The sequence below is a fragment of the Sulfitobacter sp. IGS-18 genome (genome assembly GCF_059628195.1).
Window position 1 is genome coordinate 3,477,228 of sequence record NZ_CM184556.1, and the last position, 22,718, is coordinate 3,499,945.

A 22,718-nucleotide genomic window follows, 5' to 3' on the forward strand; every position below is an offset into this window, starting at 1 on the left:
CAGGACAGATGTATCCGGCACATAGCCCGGATTATGCAGCCCGGCGGTGCCCGCATGGCCCTGGGTGCAACACAGCGTCCCCGGCGCGCGTGGCGACGGTGGGCAGAATGTCCATGTCAGAAACTCCGGTCAGGCGAGGGTTTGCCCAACCCTGCGCCTGCTTTCGGAGGATGTGTCGCGCGGGCTACCCTGCGCCGATGGAGCCTAGTTCAACAGCCCTGCATGGCGCAGACCGGCATCGACCAGTTTCTTGGTCTCGTCGGACAGGCTTGTCAGCGGCAGGCGCACTTCTTCGCTGCACAGATCAAGCCGTGACATGGCGTATTTCACGCCAACCAGCCCAGGCTCGGTGAACACGGCAGTGTGCAGCGGCATCAGGCGATCCTGAATTTCCAGGGCCGTGGCATAATCGCCCTTGGCACAGGCCGCCTGCATCTGGCTGAGCAGCCGGGGCGCGACATTGGCCGTGACCGAGATACAGCCGACGCCGCCCTGGGCGTTGAAACCATGTGCGGTGGGATCTTCACCGGAGAGCTGGATGAAATCCTTGCCACAGGTGATGCGCTGGGCGCTGACACGGGCCAGATCGCCGGTCGCATCCTTGACGCCCACGATGCGCGGCAGCTTGGCCAGTTCGCCCATCGTCGCCGGTGTCATGTCGATGACCGACCGGGGGGGGATATTGTAGATGATGATCGGCAGTTCGCAGCAATCATGGATCGCCGTGAAATGTGCAATCAACCCCCGCTGGGTCGGCTTGTTGTAATAGGGCGTGACCACCAGAATGGCGTCTGCGCCCACCGCCTCGGCATGTCGCGCAAGCCGGATGCTTTCAAGCGTGTTGTTCGAACCGGCACCGGCGATCACCGGGATACGGCCCGCCGCCGCCTTAACAACCTCTTCGACCACCTGTTCGTGTTCGCGGTGCGTCAGGGTCGGGGATTCGCCGGTGGTGCCCACCGGGACAAGGCCGTTCGACCCTTCGCCGATGTGCCATTCCACAAGTTTCTTCAATGTCCCCAAATCCAGCTCGCCGTTCCTGAACGGCGTGACGAGGGCAGGCAGTGAGCCTTTGAACATTTGCACGCTCCTTTTGTGCTGGCCGGCGGGTTGCCGGACTGGAATACATTGGCAGGCACAGCCAAGTGATTTGAACTCACCTCAGCATGCCATATGTTGCAAGCCTCTAGCCCCTGACCCATGGAAACTCAAGCGATGACACGACTTCTGACTGCGCTGATGCTGGTTTGCACTGTCGCCTTCGCGGCTGAGGCCGAGCAACGCCCGCGCCCGCTGGGCTGGGCGATGGACGCCATGCGCAACGGCAATTGGGAAACAGCCGCGATGATCGCCGCCCGCGACGGCGAAGTCGCGGCAGATGTGATCGAATGGCACCGCCTGCGCGCGGGCCGCGGCACCTATGCCGAGGTCCGGGATTTCCTGGCGCGCCGGTCCGACTGGCCCGGCGAAGATTATCTGCGCCGGCAGAGCGAAGATGCCGTTATCGACGCGGGCAATGAAGCCATCCTGGCCTTTTTCAAGAATGTAGCACCGCAGACACCGCGCGGCGTCCTGGCCCATGCGGCGGCCCTGACCGCGGCGGGAAACCTGGGTGATGCTCAGGCTGACCTGGTTCTGGCATGGCGGACGATGCCGATGAATGCGACATCACAGGCACTGTTCCTGAAAGACCATGCCGAGCTGCTGAAACCCCACCATGCCGCCCGGCTGGAGGCGATGCTCTGGGACCGCGCACATGCCGAGGCGCGGCAGATGTTCGACCTTGTGGGCAAGGAGGACATAGCGCTGGCCGAAACCCGCATCGCCTTGCAACAGCTGCAAGGCAACGTGAACGCGATGATCGACGCCCTGCCCGCCTCCAAAAAGGCCGACGCCGGGTTGCAGCATGACCGTTTCGAATGGCGCCTCCGCAAGAACCTGGTGGATGACGCCAGGGATCTGATGCTGGAACGCTCGACATCCGCCGAAGCCCTGGGCCGACCCGACAAATGGGGCAACCGGCGCCGCGCGCTGGCGCGGGAGGAGATGCGCACCGGCGACCCCAAGGTCGCCTATCGCATGGCCTCCCGGCATTTCCTGCTGCCGGGGTCGGACTATGCCGATCTGGAATGGCTGTCCGGCTATATCGCACTGCGTTTTCTCAAGGATCCGGAAACCGCCCTGAAACACTTCAGCAACCATGACAGCGCCGTCGAATCACCAATCTCGCAGGGGCGGGCAGGCTACTGGCAGGGCCGGGCGCTTGAGGCGATGGGCGACAGCGAAGGGGCCGCCAAGGCCTATGCCATGGGGGCAAAGTTCCAGACCGCCTTTTACGGGCTGCTTGCGGCGGAGCGTGGCGGCCTGCCCTTCGACACCAGCCTTGCGGGGCCTGAACCGGAACAGGATTGGCGCAGCTCGGCGCTGGCCAAAGCCCCCCTGTTCGAAGCGGGCCTGCTGCTTCAGGCGTCGGGAGAATTGAGCCTGGCGGAACGTTTCTGGACCCATCTTGCCGATCAGCTTGTCGAAGAGGACCTGCATCTGCTGGGGCAGGCGGCGATTGACATCGGCCAGCCGCATCTGGCGGTGATGATCGGCAAGCGCGCCGCGCAGCGGGGTCTGACCATCGCAGCGCCCTATTACCCGCTGCATTCGCTGATCGAGATGGATCTGCCCATGGCCCCGGAAATGACCCTGTCTATCGCCCGCCGGGAAAGCGAATTCGACCCGGTGGTGCAAAGCGCAGTGGGCGCGCGGGGCCTGATGCAGATCATGCCTGCAACGGGCCGCGACATCGCGCGCGACCTTGGCATCAGCAGCCTGCACACCACCGACAGGCTGATCGCCGACCCGGATTACAATGCGCGGCTGGGGGCGACCTATCTCAGCCAGATGGCAGGGCGGTTCGATGGGAACGTGGTGATGATGTCGGCCGCCTATAATGCGGGGCCGGCGCGACCGCCGCGCTGGATGGCGCTTTACGGCGATCCGCGAAAAGGCGAGATCGACATCGTCGACTGGATCGAAATGGTGCCGTTCCGCGAAACCCAGAACTACATCATGCGTGTCACGGAAAGCCTGCCGACCTACCGAGCAAGGCTGGGCAAGGATCCGCTGCCGGTGCCCTTCTCAGAGGAGCTGACCGGGTCGACGCTTCAGGCGTTCGCGCCAAAAGGTGAATAGCCCCGCCGCCACGATGATGGCGGCCCCCAGAACCACGTTTGCCCGCACGGTTTCGCCAAAGAAGCTCAACCCGATGACGGCGGCAAAGGCGAGCTGGAAATAGGCAAAGGGCTGCACCGCGCTGGCTTCGGCCACCTCGTAGACGCGGATCAGCAGCCAGTGGCCGGAAATGCCCGTCACGCAGAGACAGGCCATGATCAGCCAGTCGGAACCGGCCATCGGTTCCCAGAACCAGACACCTGCGAGGGTCATGGTGATGGCCCCCGTGACCCCGGTCCAGAAGAAGCTGGTGGCCGTCGAATCCTTCTTGGCGACATATCGGGTGAGCAGGCCATAGACCGCAAACATGGCAGCCGCCAGCAGGGGGATCAGCGCGGCAGGGTCAAAGACGCTCATCCCCGGTTGCAGGATGATCAGCACGCCGACAAACCCGACCGCAATGGCCGCCCAGCGCCGCCAGCCGACACTTTCCCCCAGGATCGGCCCCGACAGCGCCGCCACCAGCAAAGGATAGCAGGTAAAGACCGCATGGCTTTCGACCAGCCCCAGAATGGTGAAGGCAAAAACCATGACGCAAATCTCGGTGGCCAGCAGAAAACCGCGAATACCCTGCACGATCGGCTGCGAGGTCCGGGCCGCCGCACGCACACCGCCGGCCTTGCGCCCCGCAATCGCGATCACGAAAGCTGCGAAGAACCAGTAGCGGATCATGACCACCATCAGCACGTTGTATTCCGATGCCAGATGCCGCGACAGGCCATCCTGAACCGCAAAGACAAATGTCGTCGCGATCATCAGGCCAATGCCCAGCGGTGTATTGTTGCCCTGACTCACCCTGCTATCCTTGCCCGTGTCATGTGCCGCTTGCGGCCAAATCCCTGTACCCGCTGCACCTCAAATCCTGCCGCCGCCAAACCGCGCCGCACATCGCCCGCCGCCGTATAGGTCGCCGCCGTCCCCTGTGGTGCGGTATGTGCTGCAACCTCGGCCATCAGCTCCGGCGACCAAAGTTCGGGGTTCTTGGCCGGGGCGAAACCGTCAAGGAACCATGCATCTGCGCGTCCGGCCCATGCGGGCAGCGTGACGCGCGCATCGCCAAGGATCACGTTCAGCCGCAATCCCGGCAGATCGAACGATCCGCCGGTCCCGGTCCAGGCCGCTGCCAGCGTATCGCGCTTGCCGTCGAATGAAGGGAAAGCACGATGCGCGCGGGCCATGTCATCGGATGACAGGGGAAAGGCTTCGAAACTGGTGAAATGCAGCGTTGCCCCCGGCATCGCGGTGGCGAAAGCATCCCAAGCGACCAACAGGTTCAGACCGGTGCCGAAACCCAATTCGCCGATGGCAAATGCATCGCGGAACCGCGCAGGCAGGTCATTGCCGGTCAGAAACACATGGCGTGTCTCGGCGATCCCGTCGTCCAGGCTGAAGAACGGGTCGTCGAAACGGGTGGAGACGGGGATATTGCCGTCGCGCCAGGTGATCGGATCGGAGGGTTGCTGCATGGGGTTGCCCGCTGGGGAGAGTTGCGCCAGATGTGCGACAACAGGCGGGGAATGGCAATGCATGATATCACCATCCGAGGCGCAGGCATTTTCGGCCTTTCGATAGCATGGGCCTGCCTCCGGCGCGGTGCCAAGGTGCAGGTGATCGACCCCAACGGCCCCGCCGCAGGCAGCAGCGGTGGCATCGTCGGAGCACTGGCACCACATGTGCCGGAAAACTGGAATCCCAAGAAGGCGTTTCAACTGGAGAGCCTGCTGATGGCCGCCGCCTTCTGGCGCGAGGTGGACGCAGCGGGTGGCGGTGAGAGCGGTTATGCGCGGCACGGCCGCCTGCAGCCCATCCCCGATCCGCATCTGCTGGAGCTTGCGCAGGCCCGCGCGGTAACAGCGAAGGCCTTGTGGCAGGATCACGCCACATGGCAGATCATCCCCGCCACGGGTGCCGCATGGGAACCGACAAGCCCGACCGGGCTCTTGATCCAGGACACGCTGAGCGCACTGGTTCATCCGCGCAAGGGCTGCGCATCGCTGGTGCGCGCCCTTGCCGCCCATGGAGTCCCGGTCACCACCGAAGGGGCCGATGAGGGTTCGACCCTCTGGGCGACGGGGGTGGCCGGGCTTGAAACTATGAATGCCGCTCATCACCGTGTGATCGGCGCAGGCGTCAAAGGACAGGCCGCCCTGCTGCAACATGACGCCAGGGGCGCGCCGCAGCTGTTCGCGGGCGGGGTTCACATCATCCCGCATCAGGACGGAACTGTCGCCATCGGCTCCACCTCGGAACGGGATTATGACAACCCGGACCGGACCGATGCGCAATTGGACGAGGTGATCGAACGGGCCCGCGCGGCGGTGCCTGTGCTGGCGGATGCACCCGTGATCGCCCGTTGGGCCGGGGTGCGGCCCCGTGCCCGCAGCCGCGCACCGATGCTGGGGCCGTGGCCCGACCGTCCCGGCCATTTCATCGCCAACGGCGGCTTCAAGATCGGTTTCGGCATGGCACCCAAGGTGGCTGAGGTGATGGCTGATCTCATGCTGGAGGGGGTCGATGCCATCCCCGATGGTTTTCGGGTCGCGGACAACCTCTAGATCATGCGGCGCAGGGCCTGCATGAGACCGGTCAGCTCCCTGACGTAAATCTCGCCCTTGAGCCTGCCCGCCTCGTCAAACTGGTCACCGCTGCCCGCAAGGTGAATTTCGGGCCCCTGCAGGATCCGGGGGCGGAAAGGCACCATGAATCCGCGCAGAACCATCTGCGCGCGTTCCCCGCCCGCGCGACCGGCAGCCGCCGACATCACGGCGACGGGTTTGTCGTTCCATGGCTTGAAGTCGACCCGGCTGATCCAGTCCAGCGCGTTCTTGATCACGCCGGAGGGTCCCTTGTTGTACTCCGGGGTAGAGATGATCACCGCGTCCGCCGCCTCGATCTGTCGGGCAACCTTGACCACGGCCTCCGGCACGCCCTCTGCTGCCTGCTCGTCGGCGTCAAACAAAGGGAACCGAATGTCGGCCTGGGTATATTCTGCCGCACCAAACAGCCGCGCGGCCTCGCGCAGCAGAAGCGTATTGGTGGCATTTGTCCGGAGGGACCCCGAAATCCCCAGGAGTTTTGGCTTTGTCATGGCAATCTTCGCTCCCCGTAAGTGCTCTGCCTTTTACAGCGTTTCGGGATGGGTTTGAAACATCCCACATCACTTTTCGCGCAGGGCCGAAGGGAGCGGCAGCGAACAAGTGATTCAGGTATATCCCGAAACGCCAGGTCGGGCGCAGGCACAAAAACAAGGAGCCCCCGCGCCATGCAGGGGCTCCGTGCAAAATTCAGCAATCAAGCACCCCGTGACGGGGCGCCCGGGGATCAGCGCGCGTTGGGCAGAATCACGATTTCGACCCGGCGGTTCTGCTGCTTGCCCTGCGGCGTCAGGTTGCTTGCAATCGGCTGGCTTTCGCCGCGACCGTAGGTCTGGACCCGGCTGACGGGCACGCCGTTGGCATAAAGCACCTGGGCCACCGCATTCGCACGACCTTCGGAGAGGGTCTGGTTGTAGGCGGCATCGCCGTCGCTGTCCGTGTGGCCGATGATCTGCAGCGTGGAATTTGCATAGACCTGCACGTTCTGGGCCAGTGCCCGCAGATCGTCCTGAATGCTCGGCTGCACCGCGGTGCTGTCGGTGGCAAAGGTGATGTCCTGCGGCAGGGTCACGATCAGCCGGTCACCGGTGTTGGTGATCACGACCCGGCTGTCCATCTGGCGGCGCAACTCGGCCTCCTGCTTGTCCAGTGAATAGCCGACGCCAGCACCGACGGCACCACCGAGCAGAGCACCGGCAAGGGCGCGGTCACCCCGGTTGCCGTCATCTGCCGTGAGCGCGCCCAGAACCGCACCGGACGCGGCCCCGATCAGCGCGCCGTTCTTGGTTTTCTGGTTCGGATCGTTGGGACCTGCACCCAATTGACCTGGCTCTGTACAGGCGCTGAGGGTCAATGCGCCGGCGATCAGCGCGGCGAGGGAAAGTTTGGAAGAAATCATATCTACTGCCTTTGGTTCTGGGGCCGCGTTCGGGCGCGGCATCTCGATGTAGCGCATATATAGTGCGCAAACGGCCCGCGTTCAGGGGGAATTTTCGATCGGCAGCATCCCGCCTACAGCGTTTCCAGTTCATGTTGTATCGCCAATACCCTGCCACGCCTTCGGCGCTCCCGGGACATCGGCGATGCCTTGTTTCAACGAAAACCGGAAACGCGTTAACAGCGCTCTGTCAGGCCTCTGCGCGGGCGGCCTCAAAGGCAAGCATCGCGCGTTTGACCGGCATACCCCAGTGGTAGCCCCCCAGCGCGCCGGATTTCCGCAGCGCCCTGTGGCAGGGGATCAGCCAGCTCACCGGGTTACGCCCCACCGCCGTGCCGACGGCCCTGACCGCGCGTGGGCTGCCAATCGCCTGTGCGATGTCGGAATAGGTCGTGACCTGCCCCGAGGGGATGCGCAGCAGTGCCTCCCAGACCTTGATCTGGAAGGGCGCACCGATCAGGTAGAGCGGCGCCTTTTCCAGCCTGTCATCCTGCGCGCCGAAGGCCGCCAGCACCCATGGCCGCAGCAACATCGGGTCCTCCACGAAATCCGCCAGCGGCCAGCGACCTGTCAGATCCTGCATCGCCGCCTCTTCACCGACTTCAGCGGCAAGGGCCAGGCCACAGATCCCCTTGTCGGTCCCCATGACCAGCGCCGGGCCGAAAGGGCTGTCGAACCAGCCCCAATAGATGGTGAGCCCCGCCCCCTTGCGGGCAAAATCGCCCGGGCTCATTGCCTCCCAACGCAGGAACATGTCGTGCAGACGCCCGGTCCCCGACAGGCCGACCTCATGGGCTGCATGCAGGGTTGTGGCATGATCGCGCAGCATCTGCTTGGCCTGGCCCAGCATCAGGTATTGCTGATACCTTTTGGGCGACACGCCGACCCAGCGGGAGAACACCCGTTGGAAATGGGCGGGAGACATGCCCATCCGGGCCGCCAGCGCCTCAAGCGTCAGGGGGGTTTCCGACGCATCAATCAAATCGATCGCGCGGCGCATCACGCCAAAGTGGTAGCCGTCATCGGCGGGGGAGGAAGCTTGGTTTGTCATGCAGCCAATCTAGGCAGTCCGAAGCGCCCAGGCGACCCGAAACATGCGCCTTTGCCGCCATGCCTTGCCCCCACCCCCGTTTCTGCGTCATATGCCCGACATGGCAAAACAGCTCGACTATCATACGATCCGCGAGATTTTCCTGCGCTTCCAGGCTGCTGACCCGGAACCCGAAGGGGAGCTCGATCACGTCAACGCCTATACCCTGCTGGTTGCCGTCGCGCTGAGCGCGCAAGCCACCGACGCCGGGGTGAACAAGGCGACGCGCAGTCTGTTCAAGATCGTCGATACTCCCGAAAAGATGGTCGAACTGGGGCTGGAAGGCCTGACTGAGCATATCAAGACCATTGGCCTGTTCCGGCAGAAGGCCAAGAACGTCATGAAAATGAGCCAGATCCTCGTGGAGGAATATGGCGGTGAGGTGCCCAATTCCCGCGCCGCCCTGCAGGGCCTGCCCGGTGTCGGGCGCAAGACCGCCAATGTGGTTCTCAACATGTGGTGGCGGCAGCCTGCCCAGGCCGTGGACACCCATATCTTTCGCGTCGGCAACCGCACCGGCATTGCGCCGGGCAAGACCGTGGACGTGGTGGAACGCGCCATCGAAGACCACATACCGGCGGATTTCCAGTTGCACGCGCATCACTGGCTGATCCTGCACGGCCGCTATCATTGCAAAGCCCGCAAACCCTTGTGCAGGACCTGCATTATCCGTGATCTCTGCCCATTTGAGGAAAAGACAATATGAAGACCTACGACCTTGTTGGCATCGGCAACGCCGTTGTGGATGTGATTACCCAGTGCGACGACAGTTTTCTCGATCACATGGGGATCGAGAAAGGCATCATGCAACTGGTGGAACGCGAACGGGGCGAAACGCTTTATGCCGCGATGGCGGAACGGGTGCAGACGCCCGGCGGGTCCGTGGCCAACACCATTGCGGGGGCCGGTGCGCTGGGGTTGCAGACGGGTTTCATCGGGCGCGTGCGGGACGATGCCCTGGGCAAGTTCTATGCCAGCGCCATGTCGGACCACGGCATCGACTTTGTGAATCCGCCCGTCACTTCGGGCGACATGCCGACGTCGCGCAGCATGATCTTTGTCACCCCCGACGGGGAGCGGTCGATGAACACATATCTTGGCATTTCAACCGGCCTGGCGTCGGAGGATGTATCGGGTGACGTCGCGGGCAACGCAAAGATGATGTTTCTCGAAGGCTATCTGTTTGACGAGGACGCGGGCAAGACCGCCTTTCGCGAGGCCGCGCGCGCGACCAAGGCGGCAGGCGGCATGGCAGGCATCGCCATTTCCGATCCGTTCTGCGTCGAGCGCCACCGCGCGGATTTTCTGACCCTGATCGAACATGACCTCGACTATGTGATCGGCAACGAGGCGGAGCTGAAATCCCTGTTCGAAACCGAAGATCTGGAGGAGGCGATCCGCAAGACCGCAGCGATCTGCCCGATCGTGGTCTGCACCCGTTCGGGCGACGGCGTGACCCTGATCCGTGAGGGTGAACGGGTTGATGTGCCGGTGAAGAAGATCACGCCGGTGGACGCCACCGGCGCGGGTGACCAGTTCGCGGCCGGGTTCCTGTTCGGCCTCGCCAAGGGGGCCGATCTGGAAACCTGCGGCCGCATGGGCAATCTTTGCGCTGGCGAGGTGATCAGCCACATCGGACCACGCCCGCAAGCGGACATGCTGGCGAGGTTCCGGGCCGAAGGTCTGTTCTGAGCCATGATCGCGGACGGGTTGCATGACGTTCCGCCGGGCAAGGTGGCAATGGTGGTCACGCATCTGCACATGCAGGCAAAACCGCCCCTGCGCCCCGTCGATCTGCCTGCCGGGCTGACATTCGAACAGATCAGGCCCGACCTGGCCCGCTACAGGGCGCTGTTTGATCGGGTCGGACGCGACTGGCTTTGGTTTGGTCGCCGGATGATGCCGGATGCCGAGCTTCAGGCGATCCTGGATGATCCCAAGGTGACATTCCATACCCTGCAGAAGGCGGGTGAGGATGCGGCAATCCTGGAGCTGGACTTCCGCCAGGAAGGTGCCTGCGAGCTTGCCTATTTCGGGCTGGCGTCCAGCCTGATCGGCTCCGGTGCCGGGCGTTACCTGATGAACCAGGCGATTGCGCTGGCATGGCGCGCGCCGATCACGCGGCTTCACGTGCATACCTGCACGCTGGACAGCCCGCAGGCCCTGGGGTTCTACATCCGCAGCGGCTTTGTTCCCTACAGACAGCAGATCGAGATCGAAGATGATCCGCGTCTGTCCGGCATCCTGCCCGCTGAGGCTGCTGGCCATGTCCCGATCTTCCAGCCCGGTTGAGCAGCTTGCGCATCAGGGGGCGGCCCCGTCTGCGCCGCTTTGCCTTTTTCGACAACGCCTGCACCCGGAAACATATCAAGACATGTCATAAATGACATGTCTTGATATGTTGAAACGGTCTTACCGGGTTCAGGGTTACCGACGTTCAGTTCCCGCGAACCTCTCCGGAACGGCTATTTCTTCTTGCAGGTCCCGCCGGTGAAACATTGTCTTACCTGTTCCATCTGAGCCGGTTGGGCAGGGGCAAATACATGCCCCCCGCAGGGGTTGATCCCCAATGCATAATGCCCGCCATCACGGCGGACAAAGGCCAGGACATCCGCACCATCGGCGATGGATCCGCACCAGGGACCAAAACAGGCGACTTCCAGCATGATGTCGTGATCAAAGGGCGTGTGGAAGCCCGATGCGCTCAGCGAGGTTCCGTTCAGCGTCGCAGGCACCATCGTCATCTTGGGCGGATTGGATTGCGTCGTACCCTCACTTGGCAGTTTGCTCTGATCCAGCGTCAGGCGTCCATGCACCACGACGTATTCGGCCTTGGCATCATTGACCTCGTGAAAGGTCCGCTCGACGGATGGGGCGATGCAGGACAGCGCCAGGGCCGGAAACGGGGCACAGAGTGCCAGCATGAAGACAACAGATCGCATTACAGATACTCCTCGAACTCATCTACCACAGCGCGGTAAACCGCCTGCTTGAAGGGAACGATGCTGGGCACCAGCTGATCCACAGGCAACCAACGCCAGCGGGAAAACTCGGGGTGCGCGGTTTCGATGTTCACCTGATCGTCCGTACCCGTGAAACGCATCAGGAACCATTTCTGTTCCTGCCCGCGAAACCGGCCCTTCCAGATATTCGGCACCAGATCATGCGGCAGGTCATATGGCACCCAGCCCCGCGTTTCAGCGACCACCGTGACCAGATCGCGCGAGACGCCGGTTTCCTCTTCCAGCTCACGCAGTGCCGCCTCGCGCGGGGCTTCATCCTTTTCAATGCCGCCCTGCGGCATTTGCCAGGCGTCCTGGTCGCGGTCCTTGCGCTGCCCCACAAAGGCGTCACCAGCGGCATTGACCAACATCACGCCGACGCAGGGGCGATAGGGCAGTTCGGCAATTTCTTCGGGGGTCATGCGAGCATCTTCTCCATTTCGGCGCGGCGCAGAACCTCACCGTTCCGGGTCACGTTTTCCTGACGGATAACATGGAACCCCACCGCCAGAAAGGCAGGTTGCGCCATCAGACTGGCGTGGGTCCAAAGCCGCCGATGACCCTGAGCCGCCGCTTCGACCCGGGCAAAAAGAGTCTTGAAAACACCCTTCCCCTGCCAGCCTGCAGCGACAAAGGCCAGGTCGATGTAATCCCCGTCAAGCGTCATGAAACCGACCGGACCGGTGCCGTCATGGGCGACCCAGACCTGTTGCGCCGACAGGCGCGCGCGCCACCCATCGCCCGCGTTCGGGGCCGGTAGCCAGGCCTGCCTTTCCGCGGCTGAATACTGGCTCGGACCGTGATGAATAGCATCATACATGATCCGGCCAAGCGCTTCGTCCTCCGCGCCCTGATCCCTGCGCGCCCGCACCTGCATCCTTGCCTCCATCGCCCCGATCATTACCAATGGTCAGGATGACGCCGCGTCTGCCGTGACACAAGCCTCCGGATCGGGTGTTCTTGCGCACAAGTGCCCGCAAGCCAGAAAGGATTTTCCATGTCCAGCTACCCTCATATGCTCGCCCCTCTCGATCTTGGGTTTACCACGCTGAAGAACCGCGTGCTGATGGGGTCCATGCATACGGGACTTGAGGAAACCGGCGACTGGAACCGTGTCGCGGAATTCTACGCAACGCGCGCACGCGGCGAGGTTGGTCTGATGGTCACCGGCGGCATCGGCCCGAACGCCGAAGGCTCCGTCGCGCATGGTGCGGCGATGATGATCAGCGATCAGGACGTGTCGAACCACAGCATCGTGACCCGGCGGGTGCACGAGGCAGGCGGCAAGATCGCGATGCAGATTCTGCACGCGGGCCGCTATGCCTTCTCTCCCGACTGCGTCGCCCCTTCGGCGATCAAATCCCCCATTTCCATGTTCGCCCCCAGGGAGCTGGACGAGGAAGGCATCGAAAAGCAGATCAGCGACATTGCAGCCTGCGCCGGGCGCGCCAGGGACGCGGGCTATGATGGCGTCGAGGTGATGGGATCCGAAGGCTATTTCCTGAACCAGTTCCTTGTCACCCACACCAACAAACGCTCCGACCGATGGGGCGGCTCTTATGAAAACCGGATGCGCCTGCCGATCGAGGTGGTCAAACGTGTCCGCGAAACGGTTGGTCCCGATTTCATCATCATCTACCGCCTGTCGATGATCGACCTGATCCCGAACGGATCGACCTATGACGAAGTTGCGCAACTGGCGCAGGAGATCGAAAAGGCAGGTGCCACCATCATCAACACCGGCATCGGCTGGCACGAGGCGCGCATCCCGACCATTGCGACATCCGTGCCGCGTGCCGCCTTTGCCTGGGTCACGAAAAAGCTGATGGGCAAGGTCGGCATCCCGCTGATCACCTCCAACCGGATCAACACGCCCGACGTCGCCGAACAGGTGCTGGCGGACGGCTGCGCCGATATGGTCAGCCTGGCCCGCCCCATGCTGGCGGATGCCGAATTCGTGAAAAAGGCGATGGAAGGGCATGCCGCCCGGATCGCACCCTGCATCGCCTGCAACCAGGCCTGCCTGGACCATACCTTTGGCGGCAAGATTTCAACCTGCCTTGTCAATCCGCGCGCCTGTTATGAAACCGAACTCACCCTCGAAAAGGCCGCGACGCCAAAATCCATCGCCGTTGTGGGGGCCGGGCCGGCGGGCCTGTCGGCCGCCATCACCGCGGCGGAGCGCGGTCATGCCGTGACCATCTTTGACCGCGCGTCAGAGATCGGCGGCCAGTTGAACCTGGCCAAGCAGGTCGCGGGCAAGGAGGAATTCTGGGGCTTTGTCGACTGGTATCGCACCATGGTCGCATTCCATGGGATCACGGTTGAACTCGGCACAGAGGTCTCTGCCAACGATCTGGACGGTTTTGACGAAGTGATCATCGCCACCGGTGTCATCCCCCGCGACCCGCAGATCCCGGGCCAGAACAGCGGCAATGTCGTCAGCTACATCGACGTGCTGAACGGCACCGCAAAGGCAGGGCAGCGGGTGGCGGTCATCGGCGCGGGGGGCATCGGCTTTGACGTATCCGAACACCTTGTCCACGACGGCGAAAGTACAACGCTGAACCTGCCCGAATGGATGCGTGAATGGGGTGTGACCGACCCGGCGCAGCATCGCGCGGGTCTTGCCCCGGAAGGCCCCCAGCCCGACGCCCCCGCCCGTGAGGTCACCATGCTGCAACGCAAGACCAGCAAGGTCGGCAAGGGCCTGGGCAAGACCACAGGCTGGATTCACCGTGCCTCACTGACCATGAAACAGGTCAGGATGATCGCAGGCGTAAACTATGAAAAGATCGACGCGGAGGGGCTGCACATCAGCTTTGGCGAGGCGCGTGAAAACCCGACCCTGATCGCGGCTGATACAATCGTGCTTTGTGCAGGGCAGCTTTCGGACCGGTCGCTGGCCGATGCGCTGGAGGCCAAGGGCAAGACCTGCCATGTCATTGGCGGCGCGGATGTTGCGGCGGAACTGGACGCAAAACGCGCGATCAATCAGGGGACAAGACTGGCGGCGACACTCTGAACCGGGTGCGACTACACCTTGCGGGCAAGGGCTGCCGGGTGCAGACTCAAGCCCGGGTAACGAGGGACCGCCAATGCCGATCTGTGTTTTCGATATTGCCGAGGACGGTACGACCACAGTGCCGCAGGACAACAATCTGACCGGCGGCGGGGTTTTCCGGTGGTGGCATTTCGACCTGTCCGATCCACTGCTTGAGGCCTGGACCAGAGAACACCTGCACAGCATTCCGGGTGGTGCCCTGATCCAACCCAAGACACGGCCAAGATGCGACCGCTTCGAGGGCGGGCTGATCCTGAACCTTCGGGGCATCAACCTGAACGCAGGACAGGATGCGGACGAGATGGTGTCGGTCCGCATCTACGCTGATGAGGACGTGCTGATCACCGTCCGCCGCAACAAGGTATTTGCCATCGACGCAATCCGCCGGAATGCAGAGGCTCAGCAAGCCCCGGTCAGCACGGCTAAGTTCCTTGAAACCCTGATCGAAGGGCTGACCGACCGGGTGGATCAGCATGTGGCCACGATCGACGCGCGCACGGATCACTATGAAATTGCGCTGGAGGACAAGAACACGCCGATGCCCCGGGACCTGCCGGAAAACCGTCGGAGTGTCATTCGCCTGCGTCGTTACCTGGAGCCGCAACGCGCCGCACTCAGCAAACTTTCAACACTTGACCTGCCCTTGATTCCGGAAACTGTCAGCCTGGGTTTGCGCGAACTTGCAAACCGGGCCGCGATTGCGGTGGAAGAACTTGACGAGCTGCAGGGTCGCCTGATCTCCGTTCAGGAAGAACATGACGGGAATATCGCCCAGAGGCAGGCGCGGCACAGCTATGTACTATCCGTGGCCGCTGCCATCTTTTTGCCTTTGGGCTTCCTGACCGGGCTCTTCGGGGTCAACGTCGGTGGTATGCCGGGTGTGGGATCGCCCAGCGCCTTTGCCATCCTTAGCCTGTCTATGCTGGGACTGGGCGCCATCATGGTTGCCCTTCTCAAGCTGGTGCGCTGGTTCTGATCACAGGCAGAAACAGACTGTTCCGTCGTTTCCCTGCCATCAACGATTCCTGCAAAGACCTTGCAACTGTCCCATCCCTGCCGCGATCTTGCCTAAATTGAACAGCATACACGGTCCTTGAAACTAAGAGGACGAGGAACCCTTGTATGGACCGCCTGACAGAAATGGAAGCATTCGCCACCGTGGTGGACCAGGGAGGCTTTACCGATGCCGCCAAGAAAATGGGGATCTCCAAATCCGCTGTGTCAAAACACGTCTCGTCCCTTGAGGCGCGGCTGGGCGCGCGCCTGCTGAACCGGACCACACGCCGCGTGTCCCCCACGGAAATCGGCCTTGCCTATTATGACCGGGCACGTCGCGTGCTGAACGATGCGGGCGAGGCGGATGCCCTTGTCACCTCGATGCAATCCGCGCCCTCCGGCCTGCTGCGCATTTCGGTTGCCACCGATTTCGGCGTGAACCACCTGTCACCGGCACTGTCGGATTTCCTCAAGGATTTCCCGGATATCACCGTGAACATGGTGCTCAACAACCGTTACGTCGAACTGATCAGCGAAGGTTTCGACATGGCCGTGCGCATCGGGGAACTGGAGGACAGCACATTGCGCGCGCGCAAGCTGACCGAAACCACAAAGCGCATGATCGCAAGCCCGAAGTATTTCGAAACCTATGGGCGGCCTGAAAAGATTGACGATCTGAACGACCACAAGCTGCTGCATTATTCCAACCAGTCCAGCGGCAACGTCTGGAAACTGACCGCCCCGTCGGGCGAAAAACGGCAGGTGCGCACCGCGGGCTGGCTGTCGGTCAACGACGGGCAATCCCTGCTGAATGCGGCGATCTCGGGCCTTGGCATCGCCTACCTGCCCAGCTTCCTTTACTCCGACGCGATGGAAAAAGGGCTGATCGAAGATGCGATCCCCGATTTGCCGCTTGAGACCCAGGGCATCTACGCTGTCTATCCGCCGGGCCGGTTCACCCAGCCCAAGGTGCGGGCCTTCATCGACTTTCTGGTGCATGCCTTTGCCGACAAGGGCCCCAACGACTGGTGAGCGGCCACAGAATTACGAACACCAACCTCCCTCGGTGAACTCCCCCGGCACATTCAAGGTGTCGGGGTTTTTTCTGCCTTCGGCTCACTCTCCCAGCACGATCACCTCAACCCTGCGGTTTTCGTCGCGGCCTGTTTCCTCAAGATTGCTCGCAATAGGCGCGAGGTATCCCATCCCTTCAGCCTCCATCCTTGCACCGTCGATCCCGTAGCTGTCGATCATGCGCCGGCGCACGGATTGTGCGCGGCGCTGGCTGAGCGCGATATTACCGTCCAGCCCGCCGACCGAATCCGTATGTCCGACAAGTGCGATGCGCAGCTCTGGCCGCGCCTCCAGCACCTCAGCCAGAGTTTGCAGCGATGCATAGCTGCCGTCGTTGAGGTCAGAGGCCCCGGTCGCGAATTCGAGATCCCGCAACACGGCATGGCCCTGCTGTATCAGCCGGTTGCCCAGATCGTTCTCGACCTGCGCTGCCGGGGCAATAGGCACCGGCGCATCGGTCACCACCTCGTCATCGCTTACCTCGCCCGCGCGGATGATCTGCAGATAGGCCGAGTTTGCCGCAGTGCTCGCAAGGATTGTCAGCACCTCCTGCGGAGCCGCGACAGAGGGGCGCACAGCGGTGATGAAATGATAGGCCCGGATGTTGACGTACATGTTCGGCCCCGGCAGCGTTTCCGTGGCAAAGCGGAAATCGAAGCCGCCGCAGGTCTGCGACGCGCAATCCAGCAGTATCTCGTATCCGGCGTCGACCAATTGCCGCCGCAGGGGGCGGACCAGTTGCAGCGGTGTCAGCCCTTGCTGGCTCAACCGCCAGGCGGCACGGTGCACGTCGCCCTCGACCTCAAGCGTGACAACCTGGCCATTGCGGAAAATGCCCGCCGGGGCGGAATACCTGTCAGGCCCGGTGTTGCGTTCGGCCGTCAGCCGCGCCGCGGCAGGCAGGGAAAGTTCCAGGGCCGCCGCCGGACCGACCAGAAAACAGCCCAGAACCAGCACCCGGAGGATCATCGCGCCTGTGCGTGATATTCGGCGTTTGGCCGCATGTCCGTACCGCTCGCCACGCGGTTGGTCATGTTGAAGAACCCCGCGACACTGGCAATATCAAAGATATCGCGGTCGGAAAAACCGTGGTCGCGCAGCACTTGCCGGTCCGCCTCGACCACGGCGGCGCTTTCGCGGGTCAGCTTGACGGAAAAGTCCAGCATCGCCATCTGCCGCGCGTCGATCCTGGCAACCTTGTAGTTCATCACCAGCGCCTCGCCCAGTTCAGGGTCCCCCGACAATTGCCGCACCGCCGCCCCGTGGGCAACGAGGCAATAATAGCATTTGTTGACCGAGGACACCGCCACCGCGATCATCTCGCGCTCAAGCTTGGTGAGGGCGCTGTCGCCCAGCATCAGGTCGTTATACATCGCGGTAAAGGCGTTCAGCTTGTCGATGTCGAAGGCATAGGCGCGCAGCACATTGGGGATCATCCCCAGTTTGTCCATGCAGACATCGAAATACTTCTGCGTCTGCTCTGGCAAGGGCTGGACCATGGGCAGGTCCAGTGCGGTTGGGGATGTGTCAGCCACGAAAGTCTCCTCTACTCCGGGGATTGACGATAATGGTAGCGTCCTTGCTCGGTGAAGCCCATAGCCCGATAAAGCGCGTTTGCGCCTGCATTCTGCACCACGCAGAGCACCGCCATCTGCGTCGCGCCCCGCGCCTGCGCCCAGAAGGCGGCACGCCGCATCATCCACCCGGCGACCCCCTGCCGCCGCTGATGGGGCAGAACCTCGACCGCGTGAACCATGCAGATGCCGTCATGGATCGCGGCAAAGGCGACCCCGGCGGGCATTTCCTTCCAACGGGACAGGATCGCCGTCTTCTCCTCGGCGCGTTCCATCACCTGAATACGCGCGGGACCGACCCCGCCCTGCGCCCATATCTCACGCATGATGGCCAGCGGCTCCCAGATGTTGAAAGCGGTCACCCGCGGGATCGGCACATCGGTCAACCGCTCGATCGGCAGGCTGTAGATGACAACCGGATCGACAACCCGGTAACCGCGCGCCTCAAGCATCCTGTCAAGCGCCTCATCCCCGTTGCGAATCATGAACAAAGGGGTCTGTTCCAGCGCGCGCATCGCGGTTTCGGCATCTTCGATGTCGGCGGCAGCAACCTGACCCCGCGCTGTCGCGGCAGAGACGCGCTTGCCACCGCCCTGCCCCTCCCGCAATGTCCAGACCCCGTGATCGAAACGCCGCGCGGCGGGCCAAGTCCGGTCGCAGACCTCGAAGAACCGTGCCGTTTCAGGTGTCATGGAAAGGCCGCCTTCAGCTCAACCAGCGCCGCATCGACGGCCACGGCATCACTGCCCCGGATCACGACATGCGCGCCGTATTTGCCGTCTTTCTGGAACGGGTAGGACCCCATCGACAACATCGGATAGGCCCTGGCCAATGCGCCCAGCGGTTCGGCTATGTTCCCCTCGCCCCGGTCAACGCGCAGGCTGCGGCTGATCAGCGGGGCACCACCGGTCAGGCCGGGCAGGACAGATTCGACCATGGCGTGAAAGACGCTGGGCACCCCCGCCATGACATGCACATTCTCAAGTTTGAAACCGGGCGCGGCAGAAACCGGGTTTTCGATCAGTGCCGCCCCGTCGGGAATACGCGCCATGCGCAGGCGCGCGGCATTCAGCTCGGTCCCGGATTTGGCATAATGCGCGGCAAGGATGGCGCGGGCATCGTCGCGCACGTCGATCCCCCGGCCAAAGGCCGCGGCAATGCTGTCGGCCGTGATGTCATCATGGGTGGGGCCAATGCCGCCGCTGGTAAAGACATGATCGTAGCGGGCTGACACCTCCTGCACAGCGCCGACAATTGCATCATGGTCATCGCTGATCATGCGCACTTCTTTCAGGTCGATCCCCGCCTCCGCCAGCTTGCCCGCCAGATGGTACATGTTGCTGTCCCGCGTTCGGCCCGACAGTATCTCGTCTCCGATGACGATCATGGCGGCGGTAGGGTTTGGCATCGGGTTCTCCTTGAGGCATTCTCAGGATCGGTATAGGCCGCACCCCATGCGCTTTCAAACCCAACTTGTCCCCGCCCGGCTGATCCGACGCTACAAGAGGTTCCTGGCCGATTGCAGGCTGGAGGACGGGCGCGAGATCACCGCCCATTGCGCCAACCCCGGGTCGATGATGGGGCTTGCCGACCCCGGCAGCAAGATCTGGCTGGAGCCCAACGACGATCCGAAGAAAAAGCTCAAATTCGGCTGGCGGCTGGTGGATCATGAGAACGGTCATTTCACCGGCGTCGATACCAGCCTGCCCAACCGGGCGGTAAAAGCCGCGCTGGAGGCCGGTGAGATTGCCGGGCTGGCAGGTTATGACGCCCTGCGTGCCGAGGTGAAATATGGTGAAAAGTCCCGTGTCGATTTCCTGTTGTCCGGTGCAGGGCGGCCCGATTGCTATGTCGAGGTCAAATCGGTCACGCTTTGCCGAACACCGGGCCTGGCGGAGTTCCCCGACAGCGTGACCGCAAGGGGTGCGAGGCACCTGGACGAACTTGCGCAAATGGCACGCGATGGCCATCGTGCCGTATTGCTTTATCTGGTGCAGCGTACCGATTGCACAGATGTTACAATGGCCGCGGATATTGACCCTGCCTATGCTGTGGCCCATGCGGCGGCGACCCGGGCCGGGGTGGAAACGCTGTGTCTCGGCACCCATATCAGCCCGGAATGCGTCACTTTGGCCGCCCCTCTGGCATTGCGCGGCCCCACGGGTTAAATATCGTTGGAAATGAGAATGGTATCATCATGGAGAAGCCGGTGAACGAACAGCACCGTGGCCGCGTCACAAGGGACGGCATCCGCATCTACGACCCGTCGGATTTTGCCGGAATGCACGCGGCCGGGCGGCTTGCGGCAACCATCCTGGATGAGATTGCCGAACATGTTTTCGTCGGCCAGACAACCGGCGAGATTGACCGCATCATCGAGGAAAAGGTCAATGCGGCCGGCGCGAAATCAGCGACCATCGGCTACAAGGGGTATCAGCATGCCTCCTGCATCAGTGTAAACCATGTGGTCTGCCACGGCATTCCCGGTGACAAGAAACTGAAGGACGGCGACATCCTGAACATCGACGTGACCGTGATCGTCGATGGCTGGTTTGGGGACACGTCGCGCATGTATGTCGCGGGCAAGCTGCCCCGCAAGGCGGAGCGGTTGATCGAGGTCACACATGACAGCCTGATGCGGGGCATCGGGGTCGTGAAACCCGGCAACACCTTTGGCGACATTGGCCATGCGATCCAATCCTACGTCGAGGCGCAGCGCATGTCGGTGGTCACGGATTTCTGCGGGCACGGGCTGGGCCGCGTCTTTCATGCGCCGCCCAACGTGCTGCATTACGGCAGACCCGGCACCGGCGCGATCCTTGAACCGGGCATGTTCTTTACCATCGAACCCATGGTGAATCTGGGCCGGGCCGAGACCAAGACCCTGTCCGACGACTGGACTGCCGTGACACGGGACAAATCCCTGTCCGCACAGTTTGAGCATTCTGTCGGCGTGACGGAAGATGGGGTCGAGATCTTTACCCTGTCTCCATCGAACATGTTTCATCCGACTTATGGCGGCTAACCCTCCGGGTTGTCTTCCGCTTCTGCCATCTGCTTCATCAGCAGGCTGAGCAGGGTCTCCCCCGCGACAGGTGTGATCGCATCGGTGATGAAGATCGCGGGGCCTGCCGGAGTGCGGACAGGCGCGGTGCGGTCATTGGCCCTTGTCTGAAACAAGGGCAGGGCCCAGCGTGGCAATGTCAAATCCATCATGCGGGGAAAAAAGCACGGAAGCGGAGCCTTTGCAGCTTTTGCCTGCTGGCGGGGTATTTGGGCCAAACTGTCCATTTGTCCGAACCGCCCCTGATTTACCCGGATGCACCCAGGAAAATCCGAACGCTGACCCGTCTTCGCCCAATCCCCGGGCCCGGCAACTATCCCGCCAGTTAGGTAAGAACTATTGCCATAGATTTGGTTTCGTGGTTACGTCCCCAAAAAGGGAGGGACCCATCATGGATTGGCACGATATTTTCGCGACGCGCATGGACCGCATGAAGGCCAGCGAAATCCGCGAGTTGCTCAAACTGCTGGATCAGCCCGACATCATCTCTTTTGCCGGCGGCATTCCCGACCCGGCGCTGTTTCCGACCGAAGCCTTCAAATCGGCCCTGGCCGATGCCCTGTCCCCTGAAAACGCCAGCGCCGCCCTGCAGTATTCGGTATCCGAAGGATACGCGCCCCTGCGTGACTGGATCGTCACCCAGATGGAGGCGCTGGGCGTGCCCTGTACCCGCGACAACGTGCTGATCACATCCGGCTCGCAACAGGCGCTGGACTACCTGGGCAAGCTGATGCTGTCGCCCGGTGACACCGCGCTGATCGGCTGGCCGACCTACCTTGGTGCGCTGGGGGCGTTCAACGCCTATGAACCCAACTACGACCGCCTGATCCCGCGTGGGAACCGGTCCGCATCGGATTATGCCGAGGCAGCCAGCGCGCAGGGCGGACGGGTGAAGTTCGCCTATGCCTCCGTCGATTTTGCCAACCCGACCGGTGAAACGCTGGACCTTGCCGCGCGCCAGAGCATCCTTGACCTTGCGGACGAGATGGACATCGCGGTGATCGAAGACGCCGCCTATCAGGTGCTGCGCTACGATGGTGATCCGATCCCGCCGATGCTGGCATTGGAAGTTGCCCGCAAGGGAACTATCGAAGACTGCCGGACACTCTATTGTGGCAGCTTTTCCAAATCCCTGGCACCGGGACTGAGGGTCGGCTGGGTTTGCGGTGCTGCCGATGTCATCAGCCGCCTTGTGCTGATGAAGCAAGCCGCCGACCTGCATTCCTCGACCATCAATCAGATGGCAATCAATACCGTCGCGCGCAGTGTCTTTGCCGATCACACCGCCAGGCTGCGCCGGACCTACGCCGCGCGACGTGATGCGATGCTGGCGGCGCTGGAAACCCATATGCCCGATGGCGTGACATGGACCAAACCGGAAGGCGGCATGTTCGTCTGGATCACGCTGCCAAAACACATGGACGGCGCCGACCTGTTGCGTGTTTCGCTGGAAACCCAGCGCGTGGCCTTTGTGCCCGGTCAGGCCTTCTTTGCCGACAGGTCCGGGGCGAACACCCTGCGGCTGGCCTTCTCCCTGGCGGATGATGCAAAGATCAGCGAAGGCATCAAACGACTGGCGGCAGCGATCCGCGCCGCCTGA

General features: G+C 62.6%; 25 protein-coding genes. 11 read left to right on the plus strand and 14 right to left on the minus strand.

What is annotated here, in order from left to right; all coding sequences use genetic code 11:
• Positions 1-204: 204 nt before the first annotated feature.
• Entirely contained in the window at positions 205-1,080 is an 876-nt protein-coding gene (dapA, locus tag ACWNZ3_RS16885) for a 4-hydroxy-tetrahydrodipicolinate synthase (protein WP_274573754.1), read from the minus strand.
• Positions 1,081-1,215: 135 nt separating this feature from the next.
• Here dapA and ACWNZ3_RS16890 point away from each other — a divergent pair, with 135 nt between their 5' ends.
• Positions 1,216-3,183: a lytic transglycosylase domain-containing protein gene (locus tag ACWNZ3_RS16890; protein ID WP_269366021.1), complete on the plus strand. Its 1,968-nt coding sequence runs from the start codon at positions 1,216-1,218 to the stop codon at positions 3,181-3,183.
• Here ACWNZ3_RS16890 and ACWNZ3_RS16895 read toward each other — a convergent pair.
• Positions 3,130-3,978, minus strand: coding sequence for a DMT family transporter (locus ACWNZ3_RS16895; RefSeq protein ID WP_496901916.1), 849 nt, complete (start codon positions 3,976-3,978; stop codon positions 3,130-3,132). The genes ACWNZ3_RS16890 and ACWNZ3_RS16895 overlap by 54 nt on opposite strands.
• A 35-nt stretch (positions 3,979-4,013) precedes the next feature.
• On the minus strand, positions 4,014-4,688 hold the full coding sequence (mnmC2, locus tag ACWNZ3_RS16900; protein WP_496900637.1) for a tRNA (5-methylaminomethyl-2-thiouridine)(34)-methyltransferase MnmC2: 675 nt from the start codon (positions 4,686-4,688) through the stop codon (positions 4,014-4,016).
• A 57-nt stretch (positions 4,689-4,745) separates the two neighbouring features.
• Between mnmC2 and ACWNZ3_RS16905 the strand changes: the two genes are divergently transcribed.
• Entirely contained in the window at positions 4,746-5,777 is a 1,032-nt protein-coding gene (locus ACWNZ3_RS16905; protein WP_496900638.1) for an NAD(P)/FAD-dependent oxidoreductase, read from the plus strand.
• On the opposite strand, the gene ACWNZ3_RS16910 is transcribed toward ACWNZ3_RS16905, so the two are convergent.
• The 3 genes from ACWNZ3_RS16910 to ACWNZ3_RS16920 all read right to left on the minus strand — a co-directional run bounded on the left by ACWNZ3_RS16910 (position 5,774) and on the right by ACWNZ3_RS16920 (position 8,305).
• Complete coding sequence (locus tag ACWNZ3_RS16910; protein WP_496900639.1) at positions 5,774-6,310, minus strand: NADPH-dependent FMN reductase; 537 nt, start codon at positions 6,308-6,310, stop codon at positions 5,774-5,776. The two genes, ACWNZ3_RS16905 and ACWNZ3_RS16910, sit on opposite strands and share 4 nt — an antisense overlap.
• A 233-nt stretch (positions 6,311-6,543) precedes the next feature.
• Positions 6,544-7,215, minus strand: a complete 672-nt coding sequence (locus tag ACWNZ3_RS16915; protein ID WP_269366029.1) for a YiaD family glycine zipper/OmpA-like lipoprotein — start codon at positions 7,213-7,215, stop codon at positions 6,544-6,546.
• A gap of 229 nt (positions 7,216-7,444) precedes the next feature.
• Positions 7,445-8,305, minus strand: coding sequence for a methylated-DNA--[protein]-cysteine S-methyltransferase (locus tag ACWNZ3_RS16920; RefSeq protein ID WP_269366031.1), 861 nt, complete (start codon positions 8,303-8,305; stop codon positions 7,445-7,447).
• Between the two features lie 100 nt (positions 8,306-8,405).
• Between ACWNZ3_RS16920 and nth the strand changes: the two genes are divergently transcribed.
• From nth to ACWNZ3_RS16935, 3 genes are read left to right on the plus strand one after another with little or no spacing between them, the layout of a single operon-like run.
• The gene (gene nth, locus ACWNZ3_RS16925) at positions 8,406-9,050 is read left to right on the plus strand and encodes an endonuclease III (protein ID WP_114274408.1); all 645 of its coding nucleotides are present in this window, start codon (positions 8,406-8,408) and stop codon (positions 9,048-9,050) included.
• Entirely contained in the window at positions 9,047-10,036 is a 990-nt protein-coding gene (locus ACWNZ3_RS16930) for an adenosine kinase (RefSeq protein ID WP_496900640.1), read from the plus strand. Before nth ends, ACWNZ3_RS16930 begins: the two co-directional genes overlap by 4 nt.
• A gap of 3 nt (positions 10,037-10,039) precedes the next feature.
• Positions 10,040-10,636, plus strand: a complete 597-nt coding sequence (locus ACWNZ3_RS16935) for a GNAT family N-acetyltransferase (RefSeq protein WP_496900641.1) — start codon at positions 10,040-10,042, stop codon at positions 10,634-10,636.
• A 173-nt stretch (positions 10,637-10,809) separates the two neighbouring features.
• Here the strand turns inward: ACWNZ3_RS16935 and ACWNZ3_RS16940 are convergent, their stop codons facing one another.
• The 3 genes from ACWNZ3_RS16940 to ACWNZ3_RS16950 are packed head-to-tail and all read right to left on the minus strand — an operon-like array spanning position 10,810 to position 12,235.
• A complete protein-coding gene (locus ACWNZ3_RS16940; protein WP_269366038.1) occupies positions 10,810-11,286 on the minus strand; it encodes a hypothetical protein in 477 nt (158 codons plus the stop codon).
• A complete protein-coding gene (locus ACWNZ3_RS16945; RefSeq protein WP_496900642.1) occupies positions 11,286-11,768 on the minus strand; it encodes an RNA pyrophosphohydrolase in 483 nt (160 codons plus the stop codon). The genes ACWNZ3_RS16940 and ACWNZ3_RS16945 overlap by 1 nt, the downstream gene beginning before the upstream one ends.
• A complete protein-coding gene (locus ACWNZ3_RS16950) occupies positions 11,765-12,235 on the minus strand; it encodes a GNAT family N-acetyltransferase (RefSeq protein ID WP_496900643.1) in 471 nt (156 codons plus the stop codon). Before ACWNZ3_RS16950 ends, ACWNZ3_RS16945 begins: the two co-directional genes overlap by 4 nt.
• A gap of 108 nt (positions 12,236-12,343) precedes the next feature.
• Between ACWNZ3_RS16950 and ACWNZ3_RS16955 the strand changes: the two genes are divergently transcribed.
• From ACWNZ3_RS16955 to ACWNZ3_RS16965, 3 genes are all read left to right on the plus strand, one after another.
• Positions 12,344-14,371: an oxidoreductase gene (locus ACWNZ3_RS16955; protein ID WP_496900644.1), complete on the plus strand. Its 2,028-nt coding sequence runs from the start codon at positions 12,344-12,346 to the stop codon at positions 14,369-14,371.
• Positions 14,372-14,444: 73 nt separating this feature from the next.
• Positions 14,445-15,386 carry a zinc transporter ZntB gene (locus ACWNZ3_RS16960; RefSeq protein ID WP_496900645.1) on the plus strand — a complete coding sequence of 314 codons (942 nt, stop codon included), beginning with the start codon at positions 14,445-14,447 and terminating at the stop codon, positions 15,384-15,386.
• 146 nt (positions 15,387-15,532) lie between these two features.
• Positions 15,533-16,438, plus strand: coding sequence for a LysR family transcriptional regulator (locus ACWNZ3_RS16965; protein ID WP_269366047.1), 906 nt, complete (start codon positions 15,533-15,535; stop codon positions 16,436-16,438).
• An 84-nt stretch (positions 16,439-16,522) separates the two neighbouring features.
• On the opposite strand, the gene ACWNZ3_RS16970 is transcribed toward ACWNZ3_RS16965, so the two are convergent.
• The 4 genes from ACWNZ3_RS16970 to ACWNZ3_RS16985 are packed head-to-tail and all read right to left on the minus strand — an operon-like array spanning position 16,523 to position 19,462.
• Positions 16,523-17,449, minus strand: coding sequence for an OmpA family protein (locus ACWNZ3_RS16970; protein ID WP_496900646.1), 927 nt, complete (start codon positions 17,447-17,449; stop codon positions 16,523-16,525).
• Positions 17,446-18,015 carry a peroxidase-related enzyme gene (locus ACWNZ3_RS16975; RefSeq protein ID WP_114273750.1) on the minus strand — a complete coding sequence of 190 codons (570 nt, stop codon included), beginning with the start codon at positions 18,013-18,015 and terminating at the stop codon, positions 17,446-17,448. The genes ACWNZ3_RS16970 and ACWNZ3_RS16975 overlap by 4 nt, the downstream gene beginning before the upstream one ends.
• An 11-nt stretch (positions 18,016-18,026) precedes the next feature.
• On the minus strand, positions 18,027-18,746 hold the full coding sequence (locus ACWNZ3_RS16980) for a GNAT family N-acetyltransferase (RefSeq protein WP_269366051.1): 720 nt from the start codon (positions 18,744-18,746) through the stop codon (positions 18,027-18,029).
• Positions 18,743-19,462: a competence/damage-inducible protein A gene (locus ACWNZ3_RS16985; RefSeq protein WP_496900647.1), complete on the minus strand. Its 720-nt coding sequence runs from the start codon at positions 19,460-19,462 to the stop codon at positions 18,743-18,745. Before ACWNZ3_RS16985 ends, ACWNZ3_RS16980 begins: the two co-directional genes overlap by 4 nt.
• Before the next feature lie 46 nt (positions 19,463-19,508).
• On the opposite strand from ACWNZ3_RS16985, the gene sfsA reads away from it, so the two are divergent.
• Entirely contained in the window at positions 19,509-20,222 is a 714-nt protein-coding gene (gene sfsA, locus ACWNZ3_RS16990) for a DNA/RNA nuclease SfsA (protein ID WP_496900648.1), read from the plus strand.
• 29 nt (positions 20,223-20,251) lie between these two features.
• Positions 20,252-21,079: a type I methionyl aminopeptidase gene (map, locus tag ACWNZ3_RS16995; RefSeq protein ID WP_269366055.1), complete on the plus strand. Its 828-nt coding sequence runs from the start codon at positions 20,252-20,254 to the stop codon at positions 21,077-21,079.
• Here map and ACWNZ3_RS17000 read toward each other — a convergent pair.
• Positions 21,076-21,255 carry a hypothetical protein gene (locus tag ACWNZ3_RS17000; RefSeq protein ID WP_274573737.1) on the minus strand — a complete coding sequence of 60 codons (180 nt, stop codon included), beginning with the start codon at positions 21,253-21,255 and terminating at the stop codon, positions 21,076-21,078. The two genes, map and ACWNZ3_RS17000, sit on opposite strands and share 4 nt — an antisense overlap.
• A gap of 254 nt (positions 21,256-21,509) precedes the next feature.
• Here ACWNZ3_RS17000 and ACWNZ3_RS17005 point away from each other — a divergent pair, with 254 nt between their 5' ends.
• Positions 21,510-22,718 carry an aminotransferase-like domain-containing protein gene (locus tag ACWNZ3_RS17005; RefSeq protein ID WP_496900649.1) on the plus strand — a complete coding sequence of 403 codons (1,209 nt, stop codon included), beginning with the start codon at positions 21,510-21,512 and terminating at the stop codon, positions 22,716-22,718.